General features: G+C 63.4%; 20 protein-coding genes and 1 pseudogene. 8 read left to right on the forward strand and 13 right to left on the reverse strand.

Going from position 1 to position 22,973, the window contains the following annotated elements; translation table 11 throughout:
* Positions 1-164 precede the first annotated feature (164 nt).
* The 3 genes from NKI25_RS17090 to NKI25_RS17100 are packed head-to-tail and all read left to right on the forward strand — an operon-like array spanning position 165 to position 2,305.
* A complete protein-coding gene (locus NKI25_RS17090; RefSeq protein ID WP_352458710.1) occupies positions 165-1,205 on the forward strand; it encodes a glycosyltransferase family 2 protein in 1,041 nt (346 codons plus the stop codon).
* Positions 1,180-1,872 (forward strand): class I SAM-dependent methyltransferase, encoded by a 693-nt coding sequence (locus NKI25_RS17095; protein ID WP_352458709.1) that lies wholly within the window; start codon positions 1,180-1,182, stop codon positions 1,870-1,872. Before NKI25_RS17090 ends, NKI25_RS17095 begins: the two co-directional genes overlap by 26 nt.
* Positions 1,865-2,305, forward strand: a complete 441-nt coding sequence (locus NKI25_RS17100; protein WP_352707211.1) for a GtrA family protein — start codon at positions 1,865-1,867, stop codon at positions 2,303-2,305. Before NKI25_RS17095 ends, NKI25_RS17100 begins: the two co-directional genes overlap by 8 nt.
* On the opposite strand, the gene NKI25_RS17105 is transcribed toward NKI25_RS17100, so the two are convergent.
* On the reverse strand, positions 2,302-2,934 hold the full coding sequence (locus NKI25_RS17105; protein WP_352998809.1) for a hypothetical protein: 633 nt from the start codon (positions 2,932-2,934) through the stop codon (positions 2,302-2,304). The genes NKI25_RS17100 and NKI25_RS17105 overlap by 4 nt on opposite strands.
* Entirely contained in the window at positions 2,921-4,078 is a 1,158-nt protein-coding gene (locus NKI25_RS17110) for a putative hexosyltransferase (RefSeq protein ID WP_352998811.1), read from the reverse strand. Before NKI25_RS17110 ends, NKI25_RS17105 begins: the two co-directional genes overlap by 14 nt.
* Before the next feature lie 309 nt (positions 4,079-4,387).
* Here NKI25_RS17110 and NKI25_RS17115 point away from each other — a divergent pair, with 309 nt between their 5' ends.
* A complete protein-coding gene (locus tag NKI25_RS17115) occupies positions 4,388-5,128 on the forward strand; it encodes a gamma-glutamylcyclotransferase (protein WP_352998813.1) in 741 nt (246 codons plus the stop codon).
* Here NKI25_RS17115 and NKI25_RS17120 read toward each other — a convergent pair.
* From NKI25_RS17120 to NKI25_RS17150, 7 genes and pseudogenes are all read right to left on the reverse strand, one after another.
* The gene (locus tag NKI25_RS17120) at positions 5,115-7,097 is read right to left on the reverse strand and encodes a glycoside hydrolase family 127 protein (protein ID WP_352998815.1); all 1,983 of its coding nucleotides are present in this window, start codon (positions 7,095-7,097) and stop codon (positions 5,115-5,117) included. The two genes, NKI25_RS17115 and NKI25_RS17120, sit on opposite strands and share 14 nt — an antisense overlap.
* 27 nt (positions 7,098-7,124) lie before the next feature.
* On the reverse strand, positions 7,125-7,982 hold the full coding sequence (locus NKI25_RS17125) for a carbohydrate ABC transporter permease (protein ID WP_352828488.1): 858 nt from the start codon (positions 7,980-7,982) through the stop codon (positions 7,125-7,127).
* Positions 7,982-8,911 carry a carbohydrate ABC transporter permease gene (locus tag NKI25_RS17130; protein ID WP_352828490.1) on the reverse strand — a complete coding sequence of 310 codons (930 nt, stop codon included), beginning with the start codon at positions 8,909-8,911 and terminating at the stop codon, positions 7,982-7,984. The genes NKI25_RS17125 and NKI25_RS17130 overlap by 1 nt, the downstream gene beginning before the upstream one ends.
* Before the next feature lie 292 nt (positions 8,912-9,203).
* Complete coding sequence (locus NKI25_RS17135; protein ID WP_352685507.1) at positions 9,204-10,457, reverse strand: ABC transporter substrate-binding protein; 1,254 nt, start codon at positions 10,455-10,457, stop codon at positions 9,204-9,206.
* An 83-nt stretch (positions 10,458-10,540) separates the two neighbouring features.
* Positions 10,541-11,596 carry a LacI family DNA-binding transcriptional regulator gene (locus NKI25_RS17140; RefSeq protein ID WP_352828494.1) on the reverse strand — a complete coding sequence of 352 codons (1,056 nt, stop codon included), beginning with the start codon at positions 11,594-11,596 and terminating at the stop codon, positions 10,541-10,543.
* 249 nt (positions 11,597-11,845) lie between these two features.
* Positions 11,846-13,288: a DUF6600 domain-containing protein gene (locus NKI25_RS17145; protein WP_352998818.1), complete on the reverse strand. Its 1,443-nt coding sequence runs from the start codon at positions 13,286-13,288 to the stop codon at positions 11,846-11,848.
* A 171-nt stretch (positions 13,289-13,459) separates the two neighbouring features.
* Positions 13,460-13,685 (reverse strand): annotated as a pseudogene (locus tag NKI25_RS17150) (LacI family DNA-binding transcriptional regulator); the annotation flags it as partial.
* Between the two features lie 405 nt (positions 13,686-14,090).
* Between NKI25_RS17150 and NKI25_RS17155 the strand changes: the two are divergent.
* The 3 genes from NKI25_RS17155 to NKI25_RS17165 all read left to right on the forward strand — a co-directional run bounded on the left by NKI25_RS17155 (position 14,091) and on the right by NKI25_RS17165 (position 17,020).
* Positions 14,091-14,411, forward strand: a complete 321-nt coding sequence (locus NKI25_RS17155; protein WP_352828499.1) for a dihydrofolate reductase family protein — start codon at positions 14,091-14,093, stop codon at positions 14,409-14,411.
* A gap of 107 nt (positions 14,412-14,518) precedes the next feature.
* Positions 14,519-16,249 (forward strand): adenylate/guanylate cyclase domain-containing protein, encoded by a 1,731-nt coding sequence (locus tag NKI25_RS17160; protein WP_352956935.1) that lies wholly within the window; start codon positions 14,519-14,521, stop codon positions 16,247-16,249.
* Between the two features lie 228 nt (positions 16,250-16,477).
* On the forward strand, positions 16,478-17,020 hold the full coding sequence (locus tag NKI25_RS17165; protein ID WP_352956936.1) for a dihydrofolate reductase family protein: 543 nt from the start codon (positions 16,478-16,480) through the stop codon (positions 17,018-17,020).
* Between the two features lie 94 nt (positions 17,021-17,114).
* On the opposite strand, the gene NKI25_RS17170 is transcribed toward NKI25_RS17165, so the two are convergent.
* On the reverse strand, positions 17,115-18,026 hold the full coding sequence (locus tag NKI25_RS17170; RefSeq protein WP_352998821.1) for a LysR family transcriptional regulator: 912 nt from the start codon (positions 18,024-18,026) through the stop codon (positions 17,115-17,117).
* A gap of 139 nt (positions 18,027-18,165) precedes the next feature.
* Between NKI25_RS17170 and NKI25_RS17175 the strand changes: the two genes are divergently transcribed.
* Positions 18,166-19,062: an MBL fold metallo-hydrolase gene (locus NKI25_RS17175; protein ID WP_352593039.1), complete on the forward strand. Its 897-nt coding sequence runs from the start codon at positions 18,166-18,168 to the stop codon at positions 19,060-19,062.
* Between the two features lie 89 nt (positions 19,063-19,151).
* Here NKI25_RS17175 and NKI25_RS17180 read toward each other — a convergent pair whose 3' ends face one another.
* From NKI25_RS17180 to NKI25_RS17190, 3 genes are all read right to left on the reverse strand, one after another.
* Positions 19,152-20,021: a patatin-like phospholipase family protein gene (locus tag NKI25_RS17180; RefSeq protein ID WP_352998823.1), complete on the reverse strand. Its 870-nt coding sequence runs from the start codon at positions 20,019-20,021 to the stop codon at positions 19,152-19,154.
* Positions 20,018-21,376, reverse strand: coding sequence for a M16 family metallopeptidase (locus NKI25_RS17185; protein ID WP_352998847.1), 1,359 nt, complete (start codon positions 21,374-21,376; stop codon positions 20,018-20,020). The genes NKI25_RS17180 and NKI25_RS17185 overlap by 4 nt, the downstream gene beginning before the upstream one ends.
* A gap of 190 nt (positions 21,377-21,566) precedes the next feature.
* Positions 21,567-22,931: a M16 family metallopeptidase gene (locus NKI25_RS17190; protein ID WP_352998825.1), complete on the reverse strand. Its 1,365-nt coding sequence runs from the start codon at positions 22,929-22,931 to the stop codon at positions 21,567-21,569.
* Between the last annotated feature and the right edge of the window lie 42 nt (positions 22,932-22,973).

A 22,973-nucleotide genomic window follows, 5' to 3' on the forward strand; every position in this document is an offset into this window, starting at 1 on the left:
CGATGTGGACGTCCGACCTCACGACGACACCCTCCTGTGCTCATCGAGAACCGGTATTCCCTCCAGAATTAGATAAATTAGCAGTTTCTTAATTGCCTTTGGAACTTTGTAGCTTGCGTTCCATTTTCAACCGCATGCGAGAGTCTGTGGTCCACGACCCTGGAATGACGGTGAACAGGTCACCGCCTCGCTACTCGCTGGTCCTGCCCATATACAATGAAGAACAGGTGCTGCCTCGGCTGATCGAGCGGATCAGTTGGCTGATCGGCCGGCTGGACGGCGACACGGAGGCCATCTTCGTCGATGACGGAAGCCTCGATGCAAGCGTCGAATACCTGCAAAAGGTGGTCGCCGCCGAACCGCGCTTTCGGCTGATCGAATTTTCTCGCAATTTCGGCCACCAGATGGCCATTACCGCCGGTATGGATGCCGCTGCGGGCGATGCCGTCATCGTCATGGATGCCGACCTGCAGGATCCGCCGGAGGTCGTTCTCGATCTGGTGGCAAAGTGGAAGGAAGGCTTCGAGATCGTCTATGCCCGCCGAGTCAAGCGCGACGGCGAATCCCGGTTCAAGCGCTTTACGGCAAGTCTTTTCTATCGCCTGCTGGAGAAAATGACGTCGGTCGATATTCCGCGCGACGTCGGCGACTTTCGCCTGGTCGGCCGCAAGGCGCTGGAAACCTTCAAGCATATGCCCGAACATGACCGCTTCGTCAGGGGCATGTTCGGCTGGATGGGCTTCAAGCAGACGGCAGTGCCATTTGAGCGCCATGCGCGAACCCTGGGCCAGACCAAATACCCATTCTGGAAGATGATGCACCTTGCGGTTCACGGCATCGTCAGTTTCTCCGAGAAGCCGTTGCGCCTGGCGCTCTGGGGCGGATTGGCCATTTCCGCGCTTGCGGTGGTCTTTGGTGCCTACGCCATGTTTGCCTGGTTTTTTGAAGCCGGCATCATTGCCGGGTGGACATCCACGGTGGTGATCGTGTCGCTCCTGTGCGGCATTAATCTTTTCATGACCGGCGTGGTCGGGCTCTATGTTGGCAGCATCCACGCCGAGGTGAAACGCCGCCCGCTGTACGTGATCGATCGGCTCACCGGTTTCGACGAGGCGATGCGTGCCGTCTCTGGTGAGCGCCGCCGATCGTTTCACAAGCCCAGGAGTGGAGTCCCCGCCAATGGGCGAACTCTTCGACAGCTATAATTCCAACTACGGCGAGGCGGTCGAAGGGTCCATCCGGTTTTCCGGACTCAGGCACGACTTCTTCCTTGTCGCCAAGGCGGACCTGCTGCGGCGTCTGTTGGTCGAGCGAAAGCTTCGGCAGGGTGGGTCGACTGTAAGGGCGCTGGATGTCGGCTGCGGCGTCGGTTCGCTCCACCCCTATCTCGACGGCGCTTTCGACAGCCTCGATGGCTGCGACGTCTCGCAAGACTCGATTTTGCGCGCCAGCCAACACAATCCGCGTGTGGCCTACAGGACCTGCAGCACGCAGGGGCTGCCTTATGAGGACGGCACGTTCGATCTGGCTTTCGCCAGTTGTGTCGTCCATCACGTTACGCCCTCCTCCTGGCTCGATTTCTTCCTGGAAATGCGGCGCGTCGTGCGGCCAGGCGGCATCGCCTGCATCATCGAGCACAATCCCTATAATCCGATGACGCGCCTTGCGGTGTTCCGGTGTCCGTTCGATCAGGACGCAGTCCTGCTCAAAGCCGCCAGAGCAAGGTCCCTCTTTCAGGAAACAGGCTTCAGCGACATCCGCTCCGAGCATTTTCTGCTGCTACCCTCGGCAAGGCCCTTGGCCAGAAGAGTCGAGCGCGTATTCGCGCCTTTGCCGCTTGGAGCGCAGTATGCGTGCAGTGCGCATGTCTGAGCGCCGTTCGACCGGCGACGCCGGGCTGAGGCTGCTGGCGCGCTTCGGGTCGGTCGGCATCGCTGCAACGATCCTATATGCAGTGATGGCCACCGCTTTGGTCGAATGGCAACGGTTCGGCCTCTCGCCGGTCGGTGCCTCGCTCGCAGCTTATACCGCTGCCGCCCTGTTTTCCTATCTCGCGCATAAGTTCGTGACCTTCGCGTCGAGCGGATCGCATCGATCGGAGGCTCCGCGTTTTCTCTTGCTGACGGCAACCGGCTTCGCGGTGGCTTACGCGGCGCCGGCGCTTTTGACGGCGAAACTCAGTCTGCCGCCGATCATTGCCATCCTGGTTACATGCTTGCTTGTTCCAGCGGTCAATCTCCTCATGCTCGACCGCTGGGTTTTTGCGCAGCGAAGACGCGGCCAGCAGCGCGATCGCCCGCCCTAATCCGCGTCAATGGGATCGAGCCGGAGCGACAACAATTTGATGGAGCGCTTATAGATGTTGCTGGCGGCAGGAGTTTGCGGAATGCCGTCGAGGTAGTCGAAGGGGATGTCGAGTGTCTTGGCCTCGGCGAGAGCCGCCGGTGGGATGACGAACGAGACGGTGCGTGGCTCTTTGCCGGACAGCGTCACCGCATGCACCCGAACGCCGTTCACCGAGATCACAACCCTTTGCGTGATCTGTGGCGGACGAATGACGGCGGCCATTTGCAGCGTGGCAGTCAGGCCGTCGCGAAGCGGCCGTATGTCCAGGCGAAGCCGCGAGGTCTCGCCCAGCGAATGGGTGCCGTCGGCTACCGGTCCCGACCAGCCGCAGACCCTCATGCCGGCTGCCTTTTTGGCTCCGTCGGACCGGAACGACACCGTCTCGCCAAGTGTGTAGCTGCCGACCGCATCGCGATTGAGGCAGGTCGTCGTCCGGTCGATGTAATAGGCGCGATAGTCGGCATTGACGTCTGGATTGAGAGCAAGCGCAAGGATGATGATTTCCGCCCCGGCCAGAACCGCCGCCAGCGTGTAGCGGCCAAGCGAGGCCGCGCGCCGATGCGGGCCCGGAGTGCTAGACCAGGGCAAGATAGCCCCCGATCCACGCGACGGTCGTGAAATAGCAGGCGCCCAGGAAGAGACCCAGAGCCGCAAGAAAAGTCAGCTTCGACGCCGACAACAACGTGGTCAGCAATATTGTCAGAGGCGCAAGCCCAACGACGTATCTGACCATCGAGGCCAGGTTCGTGATCAGCGGCGAGATGATGCAGCAGGCGCAGAACAGCGCGGCGCCATATTGCCTGCGAACCGCCAGAACCGCCGATAATGCCAGTCCTATGAGTGCGGCGAGCGCGCTCCATTGCGGCGCCGTGGGCAGCCATCCAGTCGTCGGAACGGCCGAGAGTCCATCCCATATGAAGGCGAGCGGATTGCCCGCCACCCGTCCAAACGCGCGCTGGACGTGCAGGAAGGCAAAGCCGTCCCCGACCGTCAGATAGAGGAACAGGATGTAGGCGAACAAGCCGGCAGGCGAGATGAGAATTGCAACGAGCAGATCCGGTCGGCCAAGCACCCAACGTGGGAACGAAAGCGCCGATCCGCCCTTTGCGCGGTAATCCCTGAACATCTGAATGACGGTCGCAAATACAACAAGCACTCCGACGAGCCTGGTTGCCGACAGCAGAGCCGATAACAGCCCCGCGGTCAGATAGCTGGAGCGTTTGAGTGCCAGAAAAACGCACGACGTCAGGAGCACGAAAAGAGGTTCGGTCAGGAAAGTCGTGAAGTGAAAGGAGAACGGGCCGCTGAGCAGAAAGGCGCAATATAGCACATAAGCGCGCATGTTCTTCTCGAGCAGCGGCCACGCCACCAGACAGGCCGCGTAGCTGCACGCAATCGATGTGATCGACGCGAGCAGTATCGTCGGCAAAGGGAAAACAGACCGGATTGCCGCCACCAGCATCGGATAGAGCGGAAAGAAGCCCCAGCGTCCGACATTGCTCTGGTTTGGAATGGGAAAGCGCTCATAACCGTGTTCGGAAATGTCGACATACCACGCGCAATCCCACCGGCAGAGCGCCTGGGCATAGGCTGCGAAGCCTGGTTCCGCCGAGATCGAGGCAAATGCCGCATAGCGAATGGCCAGTCCACCGACGACGAATAGCAGCGGCACCACCACGACCGCAATAAAGCGGCCACCGGCGTTCGGACGCGCGACAGCTTCGAGCGCCACAATCTGCCTCCACCCGTTCAAGTGACTGGCGCCACTCAAAGCTAGATGACGCGCGCCCGGGCGAATTCAAGGCATGCAACGCGGCTCAAAAATTGGCGATACCGCCTATCCGGCGTCCCTGAGCCAGACCAGCATCTCGCCGCATCACGTTGAAATGGGTTCAGTCGACGCGTTTAACCCGTCGCGTAGGTATTTGTGCAGTCAAGCTATTGGACACGATAGTTCGAATCCCGATACCGCGCTGGTGTACTCGGCCCTTGAGAATCCTTCAGCCTTCGGCAACATGGCGGCAAGGCTGAGAGCATGAGGATGAGCAAGGTCATTTCCGCCGCATCACGGCGTTCGCCGCGCAAGACACCGATGGCGCTGACCGAGGCGCTGGTCGCCCGCACCTTGCGTGCGGTCGAGGATGCCGGGCCGACGCCGGGCATGGTCTACATGACCGATGCCGATTACGCGCGCATTCGCGACGAGGTGCTGGCCGGCGCGCCGGGCGGGCCGGTGAAGCTGTTCGCCTATGGCTCGCTTCTGTGGAAGCCGGCCGGCGAGGTCAGGGGTGGCGAACGGGCCGTGGCGACGGGCTGGCACCGTTCGTTCTGTTTTACGGTGCAGCGCTTCAGGGGCACCGTCGAGCAGCCCGGCCTGATGATGGCGCTCGACCGCGGCGGCCAATGTCAGGGCATGGTGTTCGAGGTCGCCGAGCCAGTGGGGGCCAATCTCGAAACGCTGCTACGACGTGAGATGACCATCCTGCCGGCCGTCAACGTGCCGCGCTGGCTGCAGGTCAGGACGGGCGACGGCACGGGCCAAGCGCTTGGTTTCGTTGTCGATCCCGCCAATCCGCGCTATGCCGGCAAGCTCGAAAAGCGAGCGATAGCGGCGACCCTGGCCACGGCCGTTGGCCATTGGGGTTCGGGCGCCGAATATCTGTTCGAGACCATTCGCCATCTCGACGCCTGCGGCATCCGCGACCGCAATCTCTTGCAGCTGCAGGAACTTGTGGCCGAGGAGATCGGTCGCGCGCCGCCGTCGGGCTTCATTCGTCCCTGAGCCAGACCAGCATCTCGCCGGGGTCGCGGTTGTCCCAGGCGAAATACGGCACGGCGGTGATCTTCGCGTCCTCGACCGCCGGCGGTTCGGTGCGGTAGAGCCCCTCTTCCCAGTTTTCGAAAGCCTCCTTTTTGGCAATCGCCGAAAGTGTCACGACGCCGCCCAGAAGGTTCGGCTGCTGATGCGCCTCGATGTCGGCCGTGCGCGGCAGAGCGATGCGGTGCAGCTGGCTGGAATTGTCGGTCTCCTCGACGCAATAGATCAGCGGGCCGCGCGCCAGCGCGACGCGGCCGATATCCTGCCGCACCTGCGGGTTGGCGTAGAGGCGGTCGACGGCCATTTCGAGGTCGAGCTCGACGCGGTCGCCCTTGCGCCATTCGCGGCGGATCGCGGCATAGCCGTCGCTGCTGACAGCAGCCAGATCGACATCGGCGCCGTTGACCTTGAGCGCTGCCTTGCGGCACCAGGCCGGCAGGCGCAGGTGCAAAATCAACTCGGTCGGAGCTTCCGGTTCGACGGAGATCGAGACCGCGCCGTCCCAGGGATAATTGCTGGTCTGGGTGAGCTCTATTTGCGTCCCGGCGATATCGAAACGAGCCGTGCCGTTTCCATAGAGGTGAACGGCGAGTGCGTCGTCCGACAGGCCGTAGAAATAGCTGCCGATCGAGGCGACCATGCGCCCGACATTGGGCGGGCAGCACGGGCAGCGGTGCCATTTCCAGCGGTGGTGGGCGCCGCGGCTTTCGAGCGGATTTTCGTAGAGGAACAGCGAGCCGTCGAGCGACAGGCCGGAGATCGAGCCGTTGTAGAGCGCCCGCTCCATGATGTCGGCGTAGCGCGCATTGGGACCCATGCCGAGCATGCGGCTTGCCCAGAACACCAGGCCGACCGAAGCGCAGGTTTCGGCATAGGCGGTGTCGTTGGGCAGGTCGTAATCGGCGGTGAAGCCCTCATTGTGCGACGATGGCCCGAGGCCGCCGGTGACGTAGAGGTTCTTGGTCATGAGGTCGTCCCACAGCCGGTCGAGCGCCACCCGCAGCGTGTCGTCGCCATACTCGGTGGCGATGTCGGCCATGCCCGAATAGAGATACATCGCCCGCACCGCATGGCCGACGACCTTGTCCTGCTCGCGCACCGGTTTGTGCGACTGATTGTATTCGTAAGTCTTGAAATGGTAGGCCTTGGGGTCGGCGCCGCGGGCCCGCGCCTCCTCGTCGAAATAATGCGGCTCAACCCCGCGCTGGTCGATGAAGTACTTTGCGAGGTCCATATACCGTTGCTCGCCGGTCACCCGCGCCAGCTTGACCAGCGCCAGCTCGATCTCCTCGTGGCCGCAATAGCCCTTCTTCTTGCCGGGCTCGGGACCGAACGTCTCGGCGATGTGGTCGACATAACGGCACATGATGTCGAGCAGCTTCCGCTTGCCCGTGGCCTGGTAATAGGCGACCGCGCCTTCGATCAGGTGGCCGGCGCAATAGAGCTCGTGGCAATCGCGCAGATTGGTCCAGCGCAGGCCGGGCTGGATGCGCTGGTACCAGCTCGACAGATAGCCGTCGGGCTGCTGCAGCTTGCCGTACATGTCGATGACGGCATCGATCTTCTTCTCCAGCTCGTCGTTGCGGCGGCGGTAGAGCGAATAGGCGGCGGTCTCGATGGTCTTGCCCCAATCGGAGTCCCAGAACATCTGCGTCGTCACCGTCGATCCGGTGAATTCGTTGCCGGCGGTGGCTGCCTCGTCCGGCGAGGGTGAGTGGAACGGAATGACGACGCCGGGCGACGGCCGGTCCGGGTCGATCTGCTCGAGCATGCGCGCCTCGACGCAGCGTTCGTAGAGGATGCCGGCGGTTTTTGAGGCGACGGCATCGACGCGGTCGCCCCAGAAGCCGCGCACGTCGACCTGCGGCACCGGCAGCGGGCGGAAGGCGAGTTTCGGCTTGGCGCCCTGACTGGCGGATTGCGATGCGGTCATCAATTTACTCCGGTTCGGTTCGATTGGTCACTTCACGGCCCCTGCCATCAGGCCGCGGATGTAGAAGCGCTGCAGCAGCAGGAAGAGCACCAGGCACGGCACCATCATCACGGTGACGCCGGCCTGCACGGCGCCCCAGTCGATGGCGCCGAAGCGGCCGGACTGCAGCGCCGTCATCATGATCGGCAGCGTGAATTTCGACTGGTCTGTCATCAGCACCAGCGCCGCCAAAAACTCGTTCCAGGCGCCAAGGAAGGCGAACAGCGCGATGGTGACGATGCCCGGCCAGACCAGCGGCAGCATCACTCTCAACAGCATGGTGACGTTGTTGGCGCCGTCCATGCGCGCGGCCTCCTCGATCTCGCGCGGCACCGCGTCGAAGGCGTTGCGCATCATGAAGATCGAGAACGGCAGCTGCAGCGTGACGTAGACGCAGACCAGCCCGGTCAGCGTGTTGTGCAGGCCGATCTTGGTCAGCACCAGGAAGATCGGCGTCAGGATCGACTGGAACGGGATCATGATCGTCGACAGGATGACGACGAACAGCAGGTTCTTCAGCGGAAAGCGGAAGCGCGAGAAGCCGTAGCCGGCGAGCACGCTGACGATCACCGACAACACCACCGTCATCACCGAGACGTAGATGCTGTTTTGCGCCGGCAGCCACAGGCCGTCGCCGAAGGTGTTGAGCGTGGCGTAGTTCTCGAGCGAAAAGCCGGTCGTCGGCCAGGGCGGCAGCGGCGGCTGGCGCGCCTCCTGCGCCGGCTTGAAGCCCGAAAGCACCGTCCAGGCGATCGGCGCCAGGAACAGTATGGACGCGACGATGCCGGTCGAGTGCTCGGCGATCTGCATGCCGATGCGGCGTTTGCGGCTCCTTGCCTGCGCCATCAGTCGATCCCTTCCGGATTGCGCAGCAACCGCAGCTGGATCAGGCTGAGCGCCACCAGGATGACCAGCAGGACCATCGACAGTGCCGCGCCATAGCCGAGCTTGAACGACACGAAGGACTGGTTGAAGATCCAGTAGACGGCGGTCAGCGTCTGGTTGCGCGGCCCGCCGCGCAGGATGATGTAGAACTGGTCGAAGGCGAGGATCGAGCCGGCCACCGACAGGATCAGCGCCAGCGCCAGCGTGCGGCGCATCAAGGGCAAGGTAATCGCCCGGAACCGCGCGAATGGCCCTGCCCCGTCGATCATCGCCGCTTCCTGCAGATCCGGCGGGATCGATTGCAGGCCGGTCATCAGGATGATCATGGTGAAGCCCGCCACTTTCCACACCACCATGGCGATGATCGACCAAAAGGCCGGCTGGAAGGTCGCCAGCAGGTTGAATTTCTTCTCGGTCAGGCCAAGCTCGAAGGCGGCCGGGCTGAACAGGCCGGAATCGACATTGAGCAGCCATGACCACAAAAGGCTGGCCGAGGCGAAGCCGATGACCGCCGGCATGAAGAAGGACGTGCGGTAGAAGCCGGTCAGCTGCCGCGGCCTTTCGATGAACAGCGCCAGCGGAAAGGCGACGGCGAAGATCGCGATCGTCACCACCACCGTATAGTAGCCGGTGAACTTCAGCGCGTTCCAGAAGCGGGTGTCGCGCAGGATCGCCCAGTAATTGTCGAGCCCGATAAAGCTGTGCGCGCCCATCAGCGGCCAGTTGTGCAGCGACATCCAGGCGGTCATGCAAAGCGGCACGATGAAGAAGACGACGACCAGCGCGACGGCCGGCGCGACATAGAGCAGGCCGATCCACTGCCGGCGGCCGGCGCCGACCAGTTTGTATGCGCGCGCTGGCGCGGCGGTGGTTGCTGTGATGGTGGTCATGCCGTGGTCTTCCGTTAGCGCTACGTCCCCCTCCCCCTTGAGGGGAGGGTCCGGCCGAAGGCCGGGGGTGGGGTCCTCTGCGAAGTGCGCCGACATCAAAAGAGCGTCGAGCACTGCCGCAACGACCCCACCCGGACCTTCGGTCCGACCTCCCCTCGAGGGGGAGGTTAAGGGGCTGCGGGGGTGGGGTCTTCTGCGAAGTGCGCCGACAGGAACGTCGAGCACTGCCGCAACGACCCCACCCGGACCTTCGGTCCGACCTCCCCTCGAGGGGGAGGTGGGCGCCGGCGCTTTACTTCTGCGGCGCCGAATCGATGATCGACTGCATGGTCTCCTGCGCATTGGCGATGGCGCCGTCGACGTCTTCGCCGAAGAAGACCTCGTTCATCATCTGGTTCCACGGACCGTTGGCCGAGTTGATCAGGTCGTTGAACACCACCGAATAGGGCGTGCGGCCCTTGGCCATGGCTTCGGCGGCGACCTTGTAGCGCGGGTCGAGGTCTTTCAGCGCCTCATTGGCGATGTCGCCGCGCACCGGCAGGCTGCCGTATTTCGCCAGGATGGTCTGGCCCTCGAGCGAATAGGCGAAGTCGAGGAACTCCTTCACCACCGCGACCTTGGTGGTGCCCTTGGTGACGACGAAATTGTCGCCGCCGGCAAACGACGACCAGCCGCCATCCTTGCCGGGCAGGAAGGTGATGCCATAGTCGATATCGGGATATTGCGTGTTCAACGCGCCGATGGCGAAGGCGCCGGACGGCGAGATGCCGATATTGCCGGTGGCGAAGGCGGCAAAGAAGTTGGAGCCGGTGTCGGTCTGCGCGCCTGAAGGCACCAGGTCCTTCTTGACCATCGACCGGTAGAGGTCGATGGCGCCGCGCATCTGCGGCGTGTCCAGCGTCGCCTTGGAGCCGTCCTCCGTCAGGATGTCGCCGCCCGAGGCCCAGATCAGCGGCGTGAAGGTGAAGATGTTGCAGCCGCCGCAATTGCCGGAGAAGTAGAAGCCCTTGATATCGCCGCCGAGCGCATTGACCTTTTCGGCGTCGGCTTCGATCTCGGCCCAGTTCGTCGGGCCCTTTTCCGGGTCGAGGCCGGCCTGCTTGAACAGCTTCTTGTTCCAGATCAGCACCGAGGAATCCGCCGAGAATGGCAGCCCGTAGATGCGGCCCTTATAGGTGCCGGTCTTGACATGCGCCGGCGACAGGCTGGCGAAATAAGGCAGCGATTTCGCCCAGTCGGTGATGTCTTCCAGCTGGCCGGCAGCGGCGAAGGACGGCGTGTAGATCAGGTCGAGCGACAGCGCATCGGGCGCCGTGCCTCCGGCGGCCGCGGCGCCGTATTTCGGGATGATTTCGGCATTGGGGATGATGTCCAGCTTGATCTGGTTCTGATGCCCCTTGTTGAAGGCATCGACGATGCGCGGCATGAAGTTCGAGCCGTCGGCGCGAACCCAGATGTTGGCGGTGTCGGCGGCGGCCGAGCCGGCCGTTGCCAGCGTGCCCAAAATGCTCGCGGCGATGGCGAGCCCGGTAATGGTGGTTCTCATGCTTCTCCTCCACATGGTTTTAATTTAGCGTTTTAATTTAGCCGCGCTCCCAAGCGGGTGACTATCGACACGGCCCGTTTCGTTCAGCCGTCCGGCGGACGGCCGCATGACTGACGCACCACCAGCCGGCACGGCAGTTTTCTGATGCCCGGCAAAGCGGGTTTACCGCCGACGAGCGAAAGCAGGGCAAGGCCGGCCTCGCGCCCGAGCGCGGCCAGGTTCATGTCGACGGAGGTCAGCGGCGGGCGGGTCGCCTCGGCGACGATCTGCCAGTTGTCGAAACCGATGACGCCGACCTCGTCCGGCACGCCGATACCGCGCTCGCGCAAGGCGTCGATGACGCCGCGCGCGATCTGGTCGTTGCCGCAGAAGACGGCATCGGGCCGCTCCCGCGTGCCGTCGAACCCCTCGCCGTCGAACAGCTTCCTCACCGCCTCGTGGCCCCAGGCCTCCGACCACGGGCCGAGCAGCGGCTCCATGACCGGCAGGCCGTTCTCGGCCAGCACCTCGCGATAGGCCTCGGCGCGGGCATGCACCACGGCAAAGCTCGCGGGACCGCTGACATGGGCGATGCGCCGCCGCCCGAGCCGGCAGAAATGCTCGACCGCCAGCCGCGCGCCGCCGGCATCATCAGACACAAAAGCGATGGCGCCGGGATCGGGCTGGGTAAAAGCGTAGATCGCCGGAATGCCGAGATTGGCGAGGTCGACCGGCAGATGGCGGTCGATGCGCTTGCCGGTGGCGATGATGCCGTCGACGCGCTTGTCGAGCATGGCATCGACATGCAGCTGGGCAAGGCGCGGGTCGTCCTCGACATTGCACAGGAACACCGAGACGCCGGCATCGACCAGCGCATCGGAAACGCCGGCCATCAGCGGCAGCGAAAACCGGCCATAGGTGTCGTTGGTCAAAAGGCCGACGGTAAAGGAGCGCCGCCGCAACAGGCTCTGCGCCAGGCTGTTCGGGCGAAAGCCAAGCCGCTGCGCCGTCTCGCGAATGCGCGTCCGCGTCTCAGCCGTCATCCGCCCCTGCCCGTTCAGCGCCTTTGAGGCCGTGGCCACGCTGACGCCGGCAAGCGCTGCCACCTCACGAAGGGTGACGGGCTGCTTGACGGGCGTTGGCTGCGCATCGGACGCCATGATTTGGATTTCGATCCTCCCATTGAGAAAAGCTTTTCTCTTATGGCCCCTGCGGGCGCTGAATGGTGGGGTCAGCGGCTGCGGGGCGATTTGGGAAAAGGTTTTCTCAGGGGGAGATTAGGACGAAGGACGTGGGGATGGCAAGGGGGAATGGCCTGGTTGTTCGGGCAGGCAACTGCGAATGTCTGCCCTAGGTCCACGACGGGCACCGCGATCGAATAATCGCGGTGCCGCAGTCTACCCGCAGAGCTAGCAGTTCTCAGTCTGTGGATCGCACGCCTTGTTTTTCTGTTTCTGTGGCTTGGGCTTGACCGCCTGCTCGGGCTCGGCCTGCTGCTGCTCGGCCGCTGGCTGCTCCTTGGCCTTCCGCTTCTCAGGCTTGGAAGCCTGCTCCGGCTCAGCCTGCTGCTGCTCGGCAGCGGGCTGCTTCTTGGCCTTCCGCTTCTCAGGCTTGGCCGTCTGTTCGGGCTCGGCCTGCTGCTGCTCGGCGGCGGGCTGCTTCTTGGCCTTCGGCTTCTCAGGCTTGGCCGCCTGTTCCGGCTCGGCCTGCTGCTGCTTGGCGGCGGGCTGCTCCTTGGCCTTCGGCTTCTCAGGCTTGGCCGCCTTGCCGGGCTCGGCCTGCTGCTGCTCGGTGGCCGGCTGCTCCTTGGCCTTCGGCTTCTCAGGCTTGGCCGCCTTTTCGGGCTCGGCCTGCTGCGGCTCGGCGGCGGGCTGCTCGCCGACCTTCGGCTTCTCAGGCTTGGCGGTTTCTTCGGGCTTGGCCTGCTCGGTCGTTGCTGCGCCTTCGGTCGGCTTCGATTTGCGGCCCGCCTGAACCTGCTTCACCTCCTCGATGTCTTTGAGCTTAGCTGGTTTGGCATCGGCATCGGCTTTCACCTCACCTTCAAACACCGTGACCGTATCGTTTTCCAATTTGCCGGACTGCTCGGGCGCGTCGGTCTTGCTGACCTTGACGGCAGTCACCTCCTGCTTCGTCTCCTTCTCGATCACATCAACATCAATGACTTTGTTGATCACCACATCGTTCTGGATCGTCACGTCGCCGGCCGGCTCGGCCGCCTCGACGATGCGCACAAACTCCGGCTCATCACGGATAACGACGGTGGAAATGTCCGCAGCAAGGAATTCGCGGGTGGGGACCACAACCCAGTAATAATCCGGCGTCGTGTCGAAGGTCACCTCGATCGAAATCAAATCCGGATCGCGGCGCGGCGGCAGCGGAGCCCAAATCATGTGCTCCCTGTCACGACGCCAACTCACCCATGCCGGCGCCCAACGAGTGCCCGGAACCCAGTACCAGCCGATATCGTCGGCATAGCCCCACCGGCCGTAATGGTACGTCGCCCAGCCGAATGGCTCGTCGGATATCCACAGCCAGCGATACTGCTCGGTATAGGCCCAGTGTCCAACGGTATACGGACGCCAACCGTCAGGAACATCAACCGGCACGAAAACGGTCGCTCCGTGATACGAGACCCAATCACCATAGGAAGACAGGTCTTCGTAGAACGTGCTGATCGAAACGGTGGTGGCAGCCCTTGCCACGGACACAAGCGACAATGGCGCAATTGGGTTGGGAATCTCGACGACCGTGAGCAGGCAGGCGGTTACACCGCCGAGCATCAGTCGCATCGCATGTTGGGCAAGGACGCGTTTCATCGTAATCTTCCTCCGAAACAGATCGCCCTTCATCCTACAAACCCGCCGGCTGCCGGATTGTTCCGCTTTGCTGACGTCACGCGCATCCCCTCCCGCAACGGCTTGGCATCGCACGATGATATTTGGGATCAGAGTTGCTTAATGAGGGCGGTGACCGTCACAAATGCGCGCCGAAGGCGCGGCGATAAGTGGTTGGTCAGCGGGCCCGACGGTAAAGGAGCCGCCGCAACAGGCTCTGCGCCAGGCTGTTCGGGCGAAAGCCAAGCCGCTACGCCGTCTCGCGAATACGGGTCCGCGTCTCGGCCGTCATCCGCCCCTGCCCGTTCAGCGCTTTCGAGGCCGTGGCGACACTGACGCCGGCGGCGGCGGCCACCTCGCGCAGGGTGATGGGCTTAGTGAAGGCTGGGGCTGGCGGGGTGTCGGAAGCCATTTGGCGCGGCGGGTCCCTTCGAGTTGGGAAAAGCTTTTCTCTTATGGGCCTGCCGGGCGCCAACGGGAAAGGTCAGCGATGGCTGGATGATTGAGAAAAGGTTTTCTCAAGGGGAGGTTAGGGGAAGGTAGGGGGAAGGCAAGAGGGCTGATGGCCTTAACGACTGAGTTACTCGATGCTGTGCGTGCGATAAGTCACCATGGGCTTCCATCCTTCGAAAGCCCGGCTTCCAAGTCAATTCTGCTTGTTCATCCTGTCCGGTCCGAGGGGCGCACTCCAGGTATCGGTCATTTGGAAACGCACGTTGTACCGATAGGGAAAGCCCTAGCAAAGCGCCGCGCCATTTTTCACGCAGCGTGTCGCACAACGCCCGCGCCATCCGTCCTCCGCCAAAGGGAGCCCGCCATGCGAAAACTCATCGTCACCGAATTCATCAGCGTCGATGGCATCGCCGAGGTCGAGAAGCTGCCGGGCGTGACCTGGAACGATGAGATGCAAAAATTCAAGGAGGACGAACTTGCCGACAGCGGCGCCACGCATCTGGGGCGCACGACCTATGAGATTTTCGCCGGCTCGTGGCCCAAGGAGACCGGAGACTTCGCCGACCGCTTCAACGCGCTGCCGAAATATATCGCCTCGACGAGCTTGACGCCGCGCGCATCGGGGCGTCTTCCGCGACTGATGCGATCGAGTTGGCAGCACCAGGCGGAAGGCGGAAGGTTCTGATCCGCCCTTTCTTGCTGCTGCGGTAGAAGACGTCTTGATTCAGCCACAAGCCCAAATTGCTGGATTTGGCAACCCAGGAAGGATAGGCTTGGTTTTTGGTTCAAGCGATGGAACAGAGACTAGCCGCAATTCTGGCTGCCGATATGGCGGGCTACAGTCGGCTAATGGAGGCCGACGAATCCGGCACGCTCGCACGCCTTCGGACCCATCGCATAGAACTGGTCGATCCCGCCATCGCGAAGAACAAGGGCCGGATCATCAAGACCACCGGAGACGGCATGCTCGTGGAGTTCCAGAGCGTGACCGATGCCGTGAAATGCGCCGTGGAAATCCAACAGCGCATGAAACGGCGCAATTCGGATGTGCCGCAAGAACGGCGCATCGAATTCAGGATCGGCATAAATCTCGGCGACATCATTTTCGACGATGAGGACATTTTCGGCGACGGCGTCAATATTGCCTCGCGCATCGAGCAACTCGCCGACGTCGGCGGTATCTGCGTGACCGCAGCGGTGGCGACCCAAATTGCCGACCGTCTCGAAATTGCCATGGAGGACCTGGGCGAGAAGACGTTAAAGAACATCAGCCGCCCGGTTCGCCTTTATCGCGTTGGGTTTGACAGTCCTGCCCTGCCAGAAGTCGAGGCAAAGCGATCCATCTCGAAACCTTCGATTGTGGTGCTGCCATTCACCAACATGAGCGGCGACCCCGAGCAGGAATTTTTCGCGGACGGACTGACCGAGGACATCATCACCGAACTGTCCCGCCACCATGAGCTGTTCGTCATCTCGCGCAATTCCAGCTTCGTCTACAAGAACCGCGCCGTGAATGTGCGCGAGGTGGCCGAGAAACTCACCGTCCAATACCTGGTGGAAGGAAGCGTCCGCAAGATCGGCGACAGGGTGCGCGTGACGGTTCAGCTCATCGACACGGCGAACGACGCTCATATTTGGGCAGACAAGTATGACCGGAAGCTGGACGACATATTCGCGATTCAGGATGAGGTGACCGCGGCGATCGCAGCCACGCTGCCCGGTCGTGTCGAGGCGGCTCAGCGGGACCAGCTCGCGCGGGCGAAACCTGCAAACATGGCCGCGTATGAATGTGTGCTTGCTGCCAAGGTGCTGCATCACCGAAGCACGGTTGCGGATAATGAACGCGCGCAAACCTTGATAGAAAGGGCCGTCACGCTCGACCCCGATTATGCCCATGCCCATGCCTGGCGGGCCTGCATTCTTGGCCAGGCCTGGGTCCATAACTGGTGTGAAGACAGGGATGCCGTCTGGAATAACATTATGGCGGCGCTGGACAGGGCGCTGGCGCTGGACAACAACGATGCCGATGTCCACCGCATTCTCGCGGCAGTGAACGTGAACAACAATGAGCTGACCACAGCGCGCTACCATCAAGAGCGGGCGCTGGCCCTCAATCCCAATTACGACCTCGTGGTGGTGCAGCAAGGCGAGTTATTGACGTGGCTGGGGAGGCCGGAAGAGGGAATTGAATGGATCCGCAAGGCAATGCAGTTGAACCCGCACCACCCGGAGAGGTTCTGGAGCCATCTGGGAAAGGCGCATTTCGCCGCGCGCCAGTATGGCGAGGCGATCGAAGCTTTCATGCATCTGTCAACCATGGACTCGGCTCAGCACGCTTTCGCCGCTGCCTGCTACGGCTGGCTCGGCGACGAAATCGCGGCCGCGGCGCATCTAGGCAAGATCAGAACGCTCGATCCCCAATTCGACCTCGATTCATTCATCGCCACCCTGCACTTTGCCCAGGACTCTGATGTGCAGCACGTCCGCGAAGGACTGCTGAAAGCCGGTATTGCCGACCTGTAGGCAGCCCGTGACTACGACCCAGATCCAATCTGGGACAGGCAAAAAAGACCGGCCCCCGATGCGGACCTTGTGGCATGACCGAACGACGGGCAGGTCGGAGAAGCTTTTCCCACCGTATCGGTCTTTGGAAGCGAACAGGGAAAACCCTCCCCCTGAAAAAGCGCCGCGCTAGTTGACGGTGCAGTTCGCACAAGAGCCGCACGGCCGTCCCGACAGAAGGAACCCGCCATGAGAAAACTCATCATCACCGAATTCATCAGCGTCGATGGCATTGCCGAGGTCGAGAAGCTGCCGAGCGTGGCTTGGAACGATGAGATGCAAAAGTTCAAGGACGACGAGCTTGCCGACAGCGGCGCCATGCTGTTGGGGCGCACGACCTATGAGATCTTTGCCGGCTCGTGGCCCAAGGAGACCGGAGATTTCGCCGACCGGTTCAATGCGCTGCCGAAATATGTCGCCTCGACCAGCTTGCAGGCGCTCGACTGGCAGCCGGCCGAGCTGCTGCAGGGCGCGTTGCCGGACGCCGTCAGAGGGCTGAAGCAAGGCAGCGGCGGCAACATCTATGTGCATGGCAGCCTCAGCGTCGCGCAGGAATTGCTGCGCCATGGCCTGGTCGACCGCATCCGGCTGCTCAGCTATCCCGGTGCCGTCGGCCAGGGCAAGCTGCTGTTCCCGCCCGGCGCACAATTGCCGCTCGAGCTGATTTCGGCCAGGCAATTCGGCAACGGCGTGGTGGCGCTGGAGTATGCGGCTGGGATGGGCAAGCGGTGATGACAGCCAATCTCCCCACTTGAGGGGGAGATCGCAGCTTCGGCCTTGGTGCGTCAGGCTCGCAAGCGTCCGACCAACAGCGGCCTCGCCCAAGCTATCGTCCCCGCCCCCGCCCGCCTGCCTCCAGCTTCTGCTCGGCCGCGATCAGCATCTCGACAAACCTCGTCACCTTGGGCGGGCGGAAGCGGGCGGCGGGGTAGACTGTGTAGATGCCGCCGGAGGGCAGCCGCCACTCGGGCAGGATCTGCACCAGCCGCCCGGCGGCCAGTTCGTCCCGCACCAAAAAGCCCGGCAGCACCGACAGGCCGGCGCCGGCGCGGACCGCTGCCAGCACTGCCGGCGTTGCGTGGATCGACATCGTTGCCTGCATGCGCACGGCCTGCTGCTCGTCATCGCCGCGCGAAAATTGCCATAGCAGCGGTTCGCGCAGCGCCATGTTGGCGACGAAGGGCAGCCCGGCGAGGTCTTGCGGTTCGCCGGCGATGAACCGGCCTGCAAAGCCGGCGCCGCATACCATGAATTGTTGGAAGGTGCCGATGCGCCGGGCCTGCAGGCTGGAATCGGCCAGCCAGCCGACGCGGATGGCCACGTCGATGTGGCCGGAAACCAGGTCGATCGTCTCGTCGCCCAGCGTCAGCTCCACCCGGCAGGCGGGATAGCGCGCGCTGAAGGCGGCGACCACCGGCACCACCGCCGATGTGCCGTAGTCGTTGGACGCGGCGATGCGCAGCGTGCCGGTCGGCTCGGCGGCGGCCTGCGCGAGCTCGTCGAATGCATCCTCGGCCTGCTGCAGGACCTGCAGGCAGCGGGCATGGAACGTTCGGCCGGCCTCGGTCGGATGGACGCGCCGCGTCGTGCGGATCAGCAGCGTCGTTCCGACATCGCGCTCCAGCCGCGCCACCTGCTGGCTGACCACCGCCTTGGTGACGCCCAGCCGCTCGGCGGCCCGCGTGAACGAGCCGGCATCGACCACCGCCGCGAAATAGGCCAGCCGGTTCAGGTTCATGCTTCGCTCATGGCAGAGGCAGTCTCATTGTCAGGCAATGGCATACATTACGTCTATTTTGTCGGCCTTCAATACGCATTCCGCTTTTGCCATCTTGCGGGCATCGAGGCCGCCGAATTCCGGATCCTAGGAGACATCCATGTTCACACGGAGAAGCATCATGAAAACCACCCTCGCCGCCGGCGCTGCCGCGGTCTTTGCTCCCGCCGGGCTTGGCCATGCGGCCGGCGGGCTTTCCTGGAAACATTTCCCCGCCGGGCAAAACGGCTTCTTCCGCGCCCCGGTGCTGGTCTCCGGCGCCGCCGAAGCCGTGCTGATCGATGGCGGTTTCACTTACCCCGACGGCCGGGCCGTGGCCGAGGCGATCAAGGCGACCGGCAAGACGCTCACCACCATCTATGTCAGCCAGTCCGACCCAGACTATTATTTCGGCCTCAAGCCGATCAAGCAGGCGTTCCCGCAGGCACGAGTGATCGCCGCAGCCGAGACGGTGGCCGCCATCAACGGCAATGTCGAAAAGAAGCTCGCCGTCTGGGGGCCGCAGCTCAAGGAGAATGGCCCGCAGGCGCTGGCCGACGTCGTCATCCCCGAAGCATTCGACGGCAAGACGCTCAACGTCGATGGCGAGACCATCGAGATCGTCGCCGCGGAAGGCCTCGCCAACCGGCGCTATCTCTTCGTGCCGTCGCTGAATGCGGTGTTCGGCGGGGTGATGATCTTTGCCGGCGTGCATGTCTGGACCGCCGACACGCCGACCAGGGAACTGCGCGCCGCCTGGCTCGCCAATCTCGAAAAGATCGCGGCGCGCAAGCCGGCGATTGTCGTGCCCGGGCACATGACGCCTGAGGCCGCTACGGACCTTTCAGGCGTCGAGCACACCAAGACCTATCTCATCGCCTTCGAGGAAGAACTGGCCAAGGCCAAGGACGCGGCCGCACTGAAGAGCGCCATGGAAGCCCGCTTCCCCGGCCTCGGCATGGGCGTCGCGCTCGACATCGGCTCCAAGGTTGCCACCGGGGAGATGAAGTGGGGCTGAGATGGCCGCCAATCGCGAGCTGATCCGCGCCACTTACGAAGGATACGCTCATGGTCCAGCGGGCGCTGACGCCGGACGCTTGATTACGGTCATCCGCCGAGACGGTTGGTGCGCTTGCTGGCTTCGGCTTTGGCCCGGGCCTCGACCGCCTTTTCGATCTCGCGCTTCAGCTCGTCCTTGATCGCCACCGTCTCTGCCATCAGCGCCTCGACTTTCATGAAATCGAGCACCCGGTATTTCGAGACGGCCGGCCGGATCAATATGTCGGGCCGGCTCTGGTTCAGCTTGCTGGCGATGATCGACTGCATCATCAGCTGCGTGGCGCCGAACATCAGGTCGACGGAGGTCGGGAATTTGCGGCCGGCCTCGGTCGGCGCGCCGACCACGTCGACGGCGATGATGATGTCGGCGTCGAGCTCGATCAGGTCGAACGGCACGGGATTGTAGATGCCGCCGTCGATCAGCAGCCTGCCGTCGCGCATCACCGGGCGGAACACCGCCGGGATCGCCGCCGAGGCAGCCAGCGCCGAATGCAGCTCGCCTTCCTCGAACACCGCGAGCTGGTGGCCATAAAAGTCCGTGGCCGTCACCTTCAGCGGTATCTTCAATTCGGCGAAGGTTTCGGGAATGGCGTCGGGCAGGAACGCCTTGAGGATGCGCTCGACATTGAACTGGCTGACCCGCAGGCCGCCCTGCATCGCCTCGGCAAAAGTGCCGGGCCGCGCCCGCCACATGCGCGTCGCCACTTCGGCGCGGCGGCCGAGGATCGAGCGCGTATAGTCGTGGATGTCCTTGCCGGTCATGCCCGAGGCCATGCCGGCGCCCATGATGGCGCCGATCGACGAGCCGGCGATTGCTGCCGGCCTTATGCCCAGCTCGTCCAGCGCCTCGATGACATGGATATGCGCCAGCCCACGCGCCCCGCCGCCGCCAAAGGCAATGCCGAAGCTAGGGCTCATCCCTTGTTGGCCGCGCCGAGCTTCGGCCCGACCACCATGACGGCCGGCTCGGCGGAGAGCAGCTTTTTCGCCACCGCCTTGACCTGTTCCAGCGTCACCGCGTTTATCAGCGCGGCGCGGCGCTGCATGTAGTCGATGCCGAGCTTGCCGAGCTGGATCTCGAGCAGCGTTGAGGCGATCGCGCTGGAAGAATTCAGATTATTGATGGCATAGGCGCCGATGATGTATTTCTTGGTCGCCGCCAGCTCGGCTTCGGTCGGCCCCTCCTCGGCCATGCGCTTGACCACGTCGCGCACCACGGCCAGCGTCTCGGCCGCCCTGTCGGCGCGGGTCGAAGTGGTGATGGACAGCGCCTCCGAATGCTGGTGGTCGACGAGGTCGGAGCTGACGCTGTAGGCCAGGCCGCGCTTTTCACGCACCTCGTCGAACAGCCGCGAGGTGAAGGCGCCGCCGCCGAGGATATCGTTCATCAGCACCGCGGCGAAAAAGTCCGGCGCATTCCGCTTGACGCCGGGATAGGCGAGTTGCAGCGAGGCCTGCGGCTGGTCGTAGACGACCTCGAGCCGCTGGCCGAGCTTCAGGTCGATGTCGGGAACGGGCGTAAGCGCCTGCTTTTCCGGCAGGCTGCCGAACACCAGGTCGAGCTTCTGCTTCAGCGTCTCGGCGTCGATGGCGCCGACCACCGCGACATGCAGGCCGTCGCGGGCGAAATTCGCCTTGTGGAAGGCGCTGAGATCGGCCGGCGTGATCATCGCGATGCTTTGCCTGGTGCCCTGGTCGGGCCGCGCGTAGGGATGCCTGCCGTAGATCGCGTCCAGCCATTTGCGCTGGGCGAGCGTATCGGGATCGCGCTCGTTGGCGATGATGCCGGACAGGATTTGCGCGCGGATGCGGTCGATCGGCACCTGGTCGAAGCGCGGCTGGTTGACCGCCACCCGCAGCAGGTCGAAGGCGCCGTCGCGCTGCTCGGCCAGCATGCGCATCGAGCCGTAGATGCCGTCGCGTTGCGCATCGAAGCTCATCTCGGCGCCGACGTCATCAAGCTTGATCTGGAAGGCCTCGCTGTCGAGGTTGCCAGCACCTTCGTCGAACAGGCCGCTCATCAGATTGGCAAGCCCTTCCTTGCCGGGCGGATCCTGCGTCGCGCCGCCATCGAAGACGAAGCGGATGGCGATGATCGGCACCGAATAATCCTCCACCAGCCAGGCGGTGATGCCCTTCGACGAGGTCACCTCCTGGATGTTCATGGCGGCGCGAGCGGAAAGCGCCGGCAGGAGGAGGAAGACGAGAGAGAGGATGAGGGTTGCTAGAACAGGGCCGGCGTGCCAACTCCCGAGGTCGGCGCCGCCCCTCATCGCCCTGCCGGGCACTTCTCCCCGTATAGTGACGGGGAGAAGGGGCTGGCCGCTGTCCCGGCGCTCGTTCTGCAAACGCTGGAGATTGGCGAAATCTTCGACGAAGGCGCCCCTCTCCCCGTCACTATACGGGGAGAGGATGCCGGCAGGCAGATGAGGGGCAGCGCCAACTCTCAAGCTCATCATCACATCAATTCCCAGCCTGGGTTTGCGGCAGAAGATAGCCGGTGGTTGCGTGGTCGAGATTGAGATAGCGGGCAGCGACTTCCTTGACCTGGTCGGCGGTGACCTTGCGGATGCGGTCCGGCCATTGCTGGACGTTCTGGACGTTACCGCCTGTGGCGAGCGTCGAGCCGTAGATGTTGGCCATGTCCTCCTGCTTGTCGCGGGCAAAGATCATCGAGCGTACGAAACGGTCCTTGGATTTTTCCAGCTCGTCGCTGGTGACGCCGTCTTTCGCGATGCGGGCGATCTCGGCGTCGACCGCGGCCTCGATGTCGGCAAGCTTGGCATCGCCGCGCGGCGCGCCGTAGACGGTGAAATTGGTGTCGTCGAGCATGGTGCCCTGGAAGAAGGCGCCGGCCTCGGCGGCGATGCCTTGCCTGACGACAAGCTCCTGGTAGAGCCGGCTGCGGTTGCCGCCGCCGAGGATTTCGGACAGCACGTCGAGCGCTTCGGCTTCGCCGGGCTTTGCCGTGTGATAGGACGGAACCACCCATTGCGTGGTAAAGCTCGGCACGCTGACGCGCCCGTCGGTCAGCGTCACCGTGCGCCTGGTGTTCTGCTCCGGCTCGACCGGGCGGATGCGCGGAGGCAGATCCGGGCCGCGCGCGACCTTGCTATAGGTCTTTTCGGCCAGCGCCTTGACCGTTTCCGGCTCGACATCGCCGGCCACCACCAGCACGGCGTTATTGGGTGTATAATATTTGTTGTAGAAGGCCATCGCGTCGGTGCGGTTCAGCTTCTCCATCTCCTGCATCCAGCCGATGACCGGAATGCGGTACGGCTGGTTCTGCCACAGCGTGGCGTCGATCTCCTCGTCGAGCACCGCCTGCGGATTGCTATCGATGCGCGAGCGGCGCTCCTCGAGGATGACGTCGCGCTCGGTTTTGATGACGTCGTCGTTGAGGATGAGATTGCGCATGCGGTCGGCCTCGAAGCCCATCATCTCACCGAGCGCCTGAGGCACCACCGTCTCGTGAAAGGCGGTGTAGTCGTAGGAGGTGAAGGCGTTGTCCGAGCCGCCGATGGCGGCGACGGCACGGTCGAGCTCGCCCGCCGCATGGTTGCTGGTCGCCTTGAACATCAGATGCTCGAAGAAATGGGCAATGCCGGACTTGCCCGGCGGCTCGTCGGCGCTGCCGATCTTGTACCAGACCATATGGGTGACGATGGGGGCGCGGTGATCGGGGATGACGACGACCTCCATGCCGTTGTCGAGCAGGAAATCGGTGACGACGCCATCGTCAGGATTGTTATCCGCCAGAGCCGGCGCGGCCATCACCAGAGCCAGTCCCAAGAGCGTTCCGCGCAGCCATTCAGCCTGAAATGTCATAGATGGCTCCGGTTTGTAGTGGGACGATAGGCGGGGTTGCTG

Origin of the sequence: Mesorhizobium sp. M0808 (genome assembly GCF_040320025.1) — a bacterium.
Classification (GTDB): Bacteria; Pseudomonadota; Alphaproteobacteria; order Rhizobiales; family Rhizobiaceae; genus Mesorhizobium.

What these genes read in the sequence shown, in the direction of transcription:
- NKI25_RS17090 (WP_352458710.1), top strand. Translation starts at nt 165, where the DNA reads ATGACGGTGAACAGGTCACCGCCTCGCTACTCGCTGGTCCTGCCCATA.
- NKI25_RS17095 (WP_352458709.1), top strand. Translation starts at nt 1,180, where the DNA reads ATGGGCGAACTCTTCGACAGCTATAATTCCAACTACGGCGAGGCGGTC.
- NKI25_RS17100 (WP_352707211.1), top strand. Translation starts at nt 1,865, where the DNA reads ATGTCTGAGCGCCGTTCGACCGGCGACGCCGGGCTGAGGCTGCTGGCG.
- NKI25_RS17115 (WP_352998813.1), top strand. Translation starts at nt 4,388, where the DNA reads ATGAGCAAGGTCATTTCCGCCGCATCACGGCGTTCGCCGCGCAAGACA.
- NKI25_RS17120 (WP_352998815.1), bottom strand. Translation starts at nt 7,097, where the DNA reads ATGACCGCATCGCAATCCGCCAGTCAGGGCGCCAAGCCGAAACTCGCC.
- NKI25_RS17125 (WP_352828488.1), bottom strand. Translation starts at nt 7,982, where the DNA reads ATGGCGCAGGCAAGGAGCCGCAAACGCCGCATCGGCATGCAGATCGCC.
- NKI25_RS17130 (WP_352828490.1), bottom strand. Translation starts at nt 8,911, where the DNA reads ATGACCACCATCACAGCAACCACCGCCGCGCCAGCGCGCGCATACAAA.
- NKI25_RS17135 (WP_352685507.1), bottom strand. Translation starts at nt 10,457, where the DNA reads ATGAGAACCACCATTACCGGGCTCGCCATCGCCGCGAGCATTTTGGGC.
- NKI25_RS17140 (WP_352828494.1), bottom strand. Translation starts at nt 11,596, where the DNA reads ATGGCGTCCGATGCGCAGCCAACGCCCGTCAAGCAGCCCGTCACCCTT.
- NKI25_RS17145 (WP_352998818.1), bottom strand. Translation starts at nt 13,288, where the DNA reads ATGAAGGGCGATCTGTTTCGGAGGAAGATTACGATGAAACGCGTCCTT.
- NKI25_RS17155 (WP_352828499.1), top strand. Translation starts at nt 14,091, where the DNA reads ATGCGAAAACTCATCGTCACCGAATTCATCAGCGTCGATGGCATCGCC.
- NKI25_RS17160 (WP_352956935.1), top strand. Translation starts at nt 14,519, where the DNA reads ATGGAACAGAGACTAGCCGCAATTCTGGCTGCCGATATGGCGGGCTAC.
- NKI25_RS17165 (WP_352956936.1), top strand. Translation starts at nt 16,478, where the DNA reads ATGAGAAAACTCATCATCACCGAATTCATCAGCGTCGATGGCATTGCC.
- NKI25_RS17170 (WP_352998821.1), bottom strand. Translation starts at nt 18,026, where the DNA reads ATGAACCTGAACCGGCTGGCCTATTTCGCGGCGGTGGTCGATGCCGGC.
- NKI25_RS17175 (WP_352593039.1), top strand. Translation starts at nt 18,166, where the DNA reads ATGTTCACACGGAGAAGCATCATGAAAACCACCCTCGCCGCCGGCGCT.
- NKI25_RS17180 (WP_352998823.1), bottom strand. Translation starts at nt 20,021, where the DNA reads ATGAGCCCTAGCTTCGGCATTGCCTTTGGCGGCGGCGGGGCGCGTGGG.
- NKI25_RS17185 (WP_352998847.1), bottom strand. Translation starts at nt 21,376, where the DNA reads ATGAGGGGCGGCGCCGACCTCGGGAGTTGGCACGCCGGCCCTGTTCTA.
- NKI25_RS17190 (WP_352998825.1), bottom strand. Translation starts at nt 22,931, where the DNA reads ATGACATTTCAGGCTGAATGGCTGCGCGGAACGCTCTTGGGACTGGCT.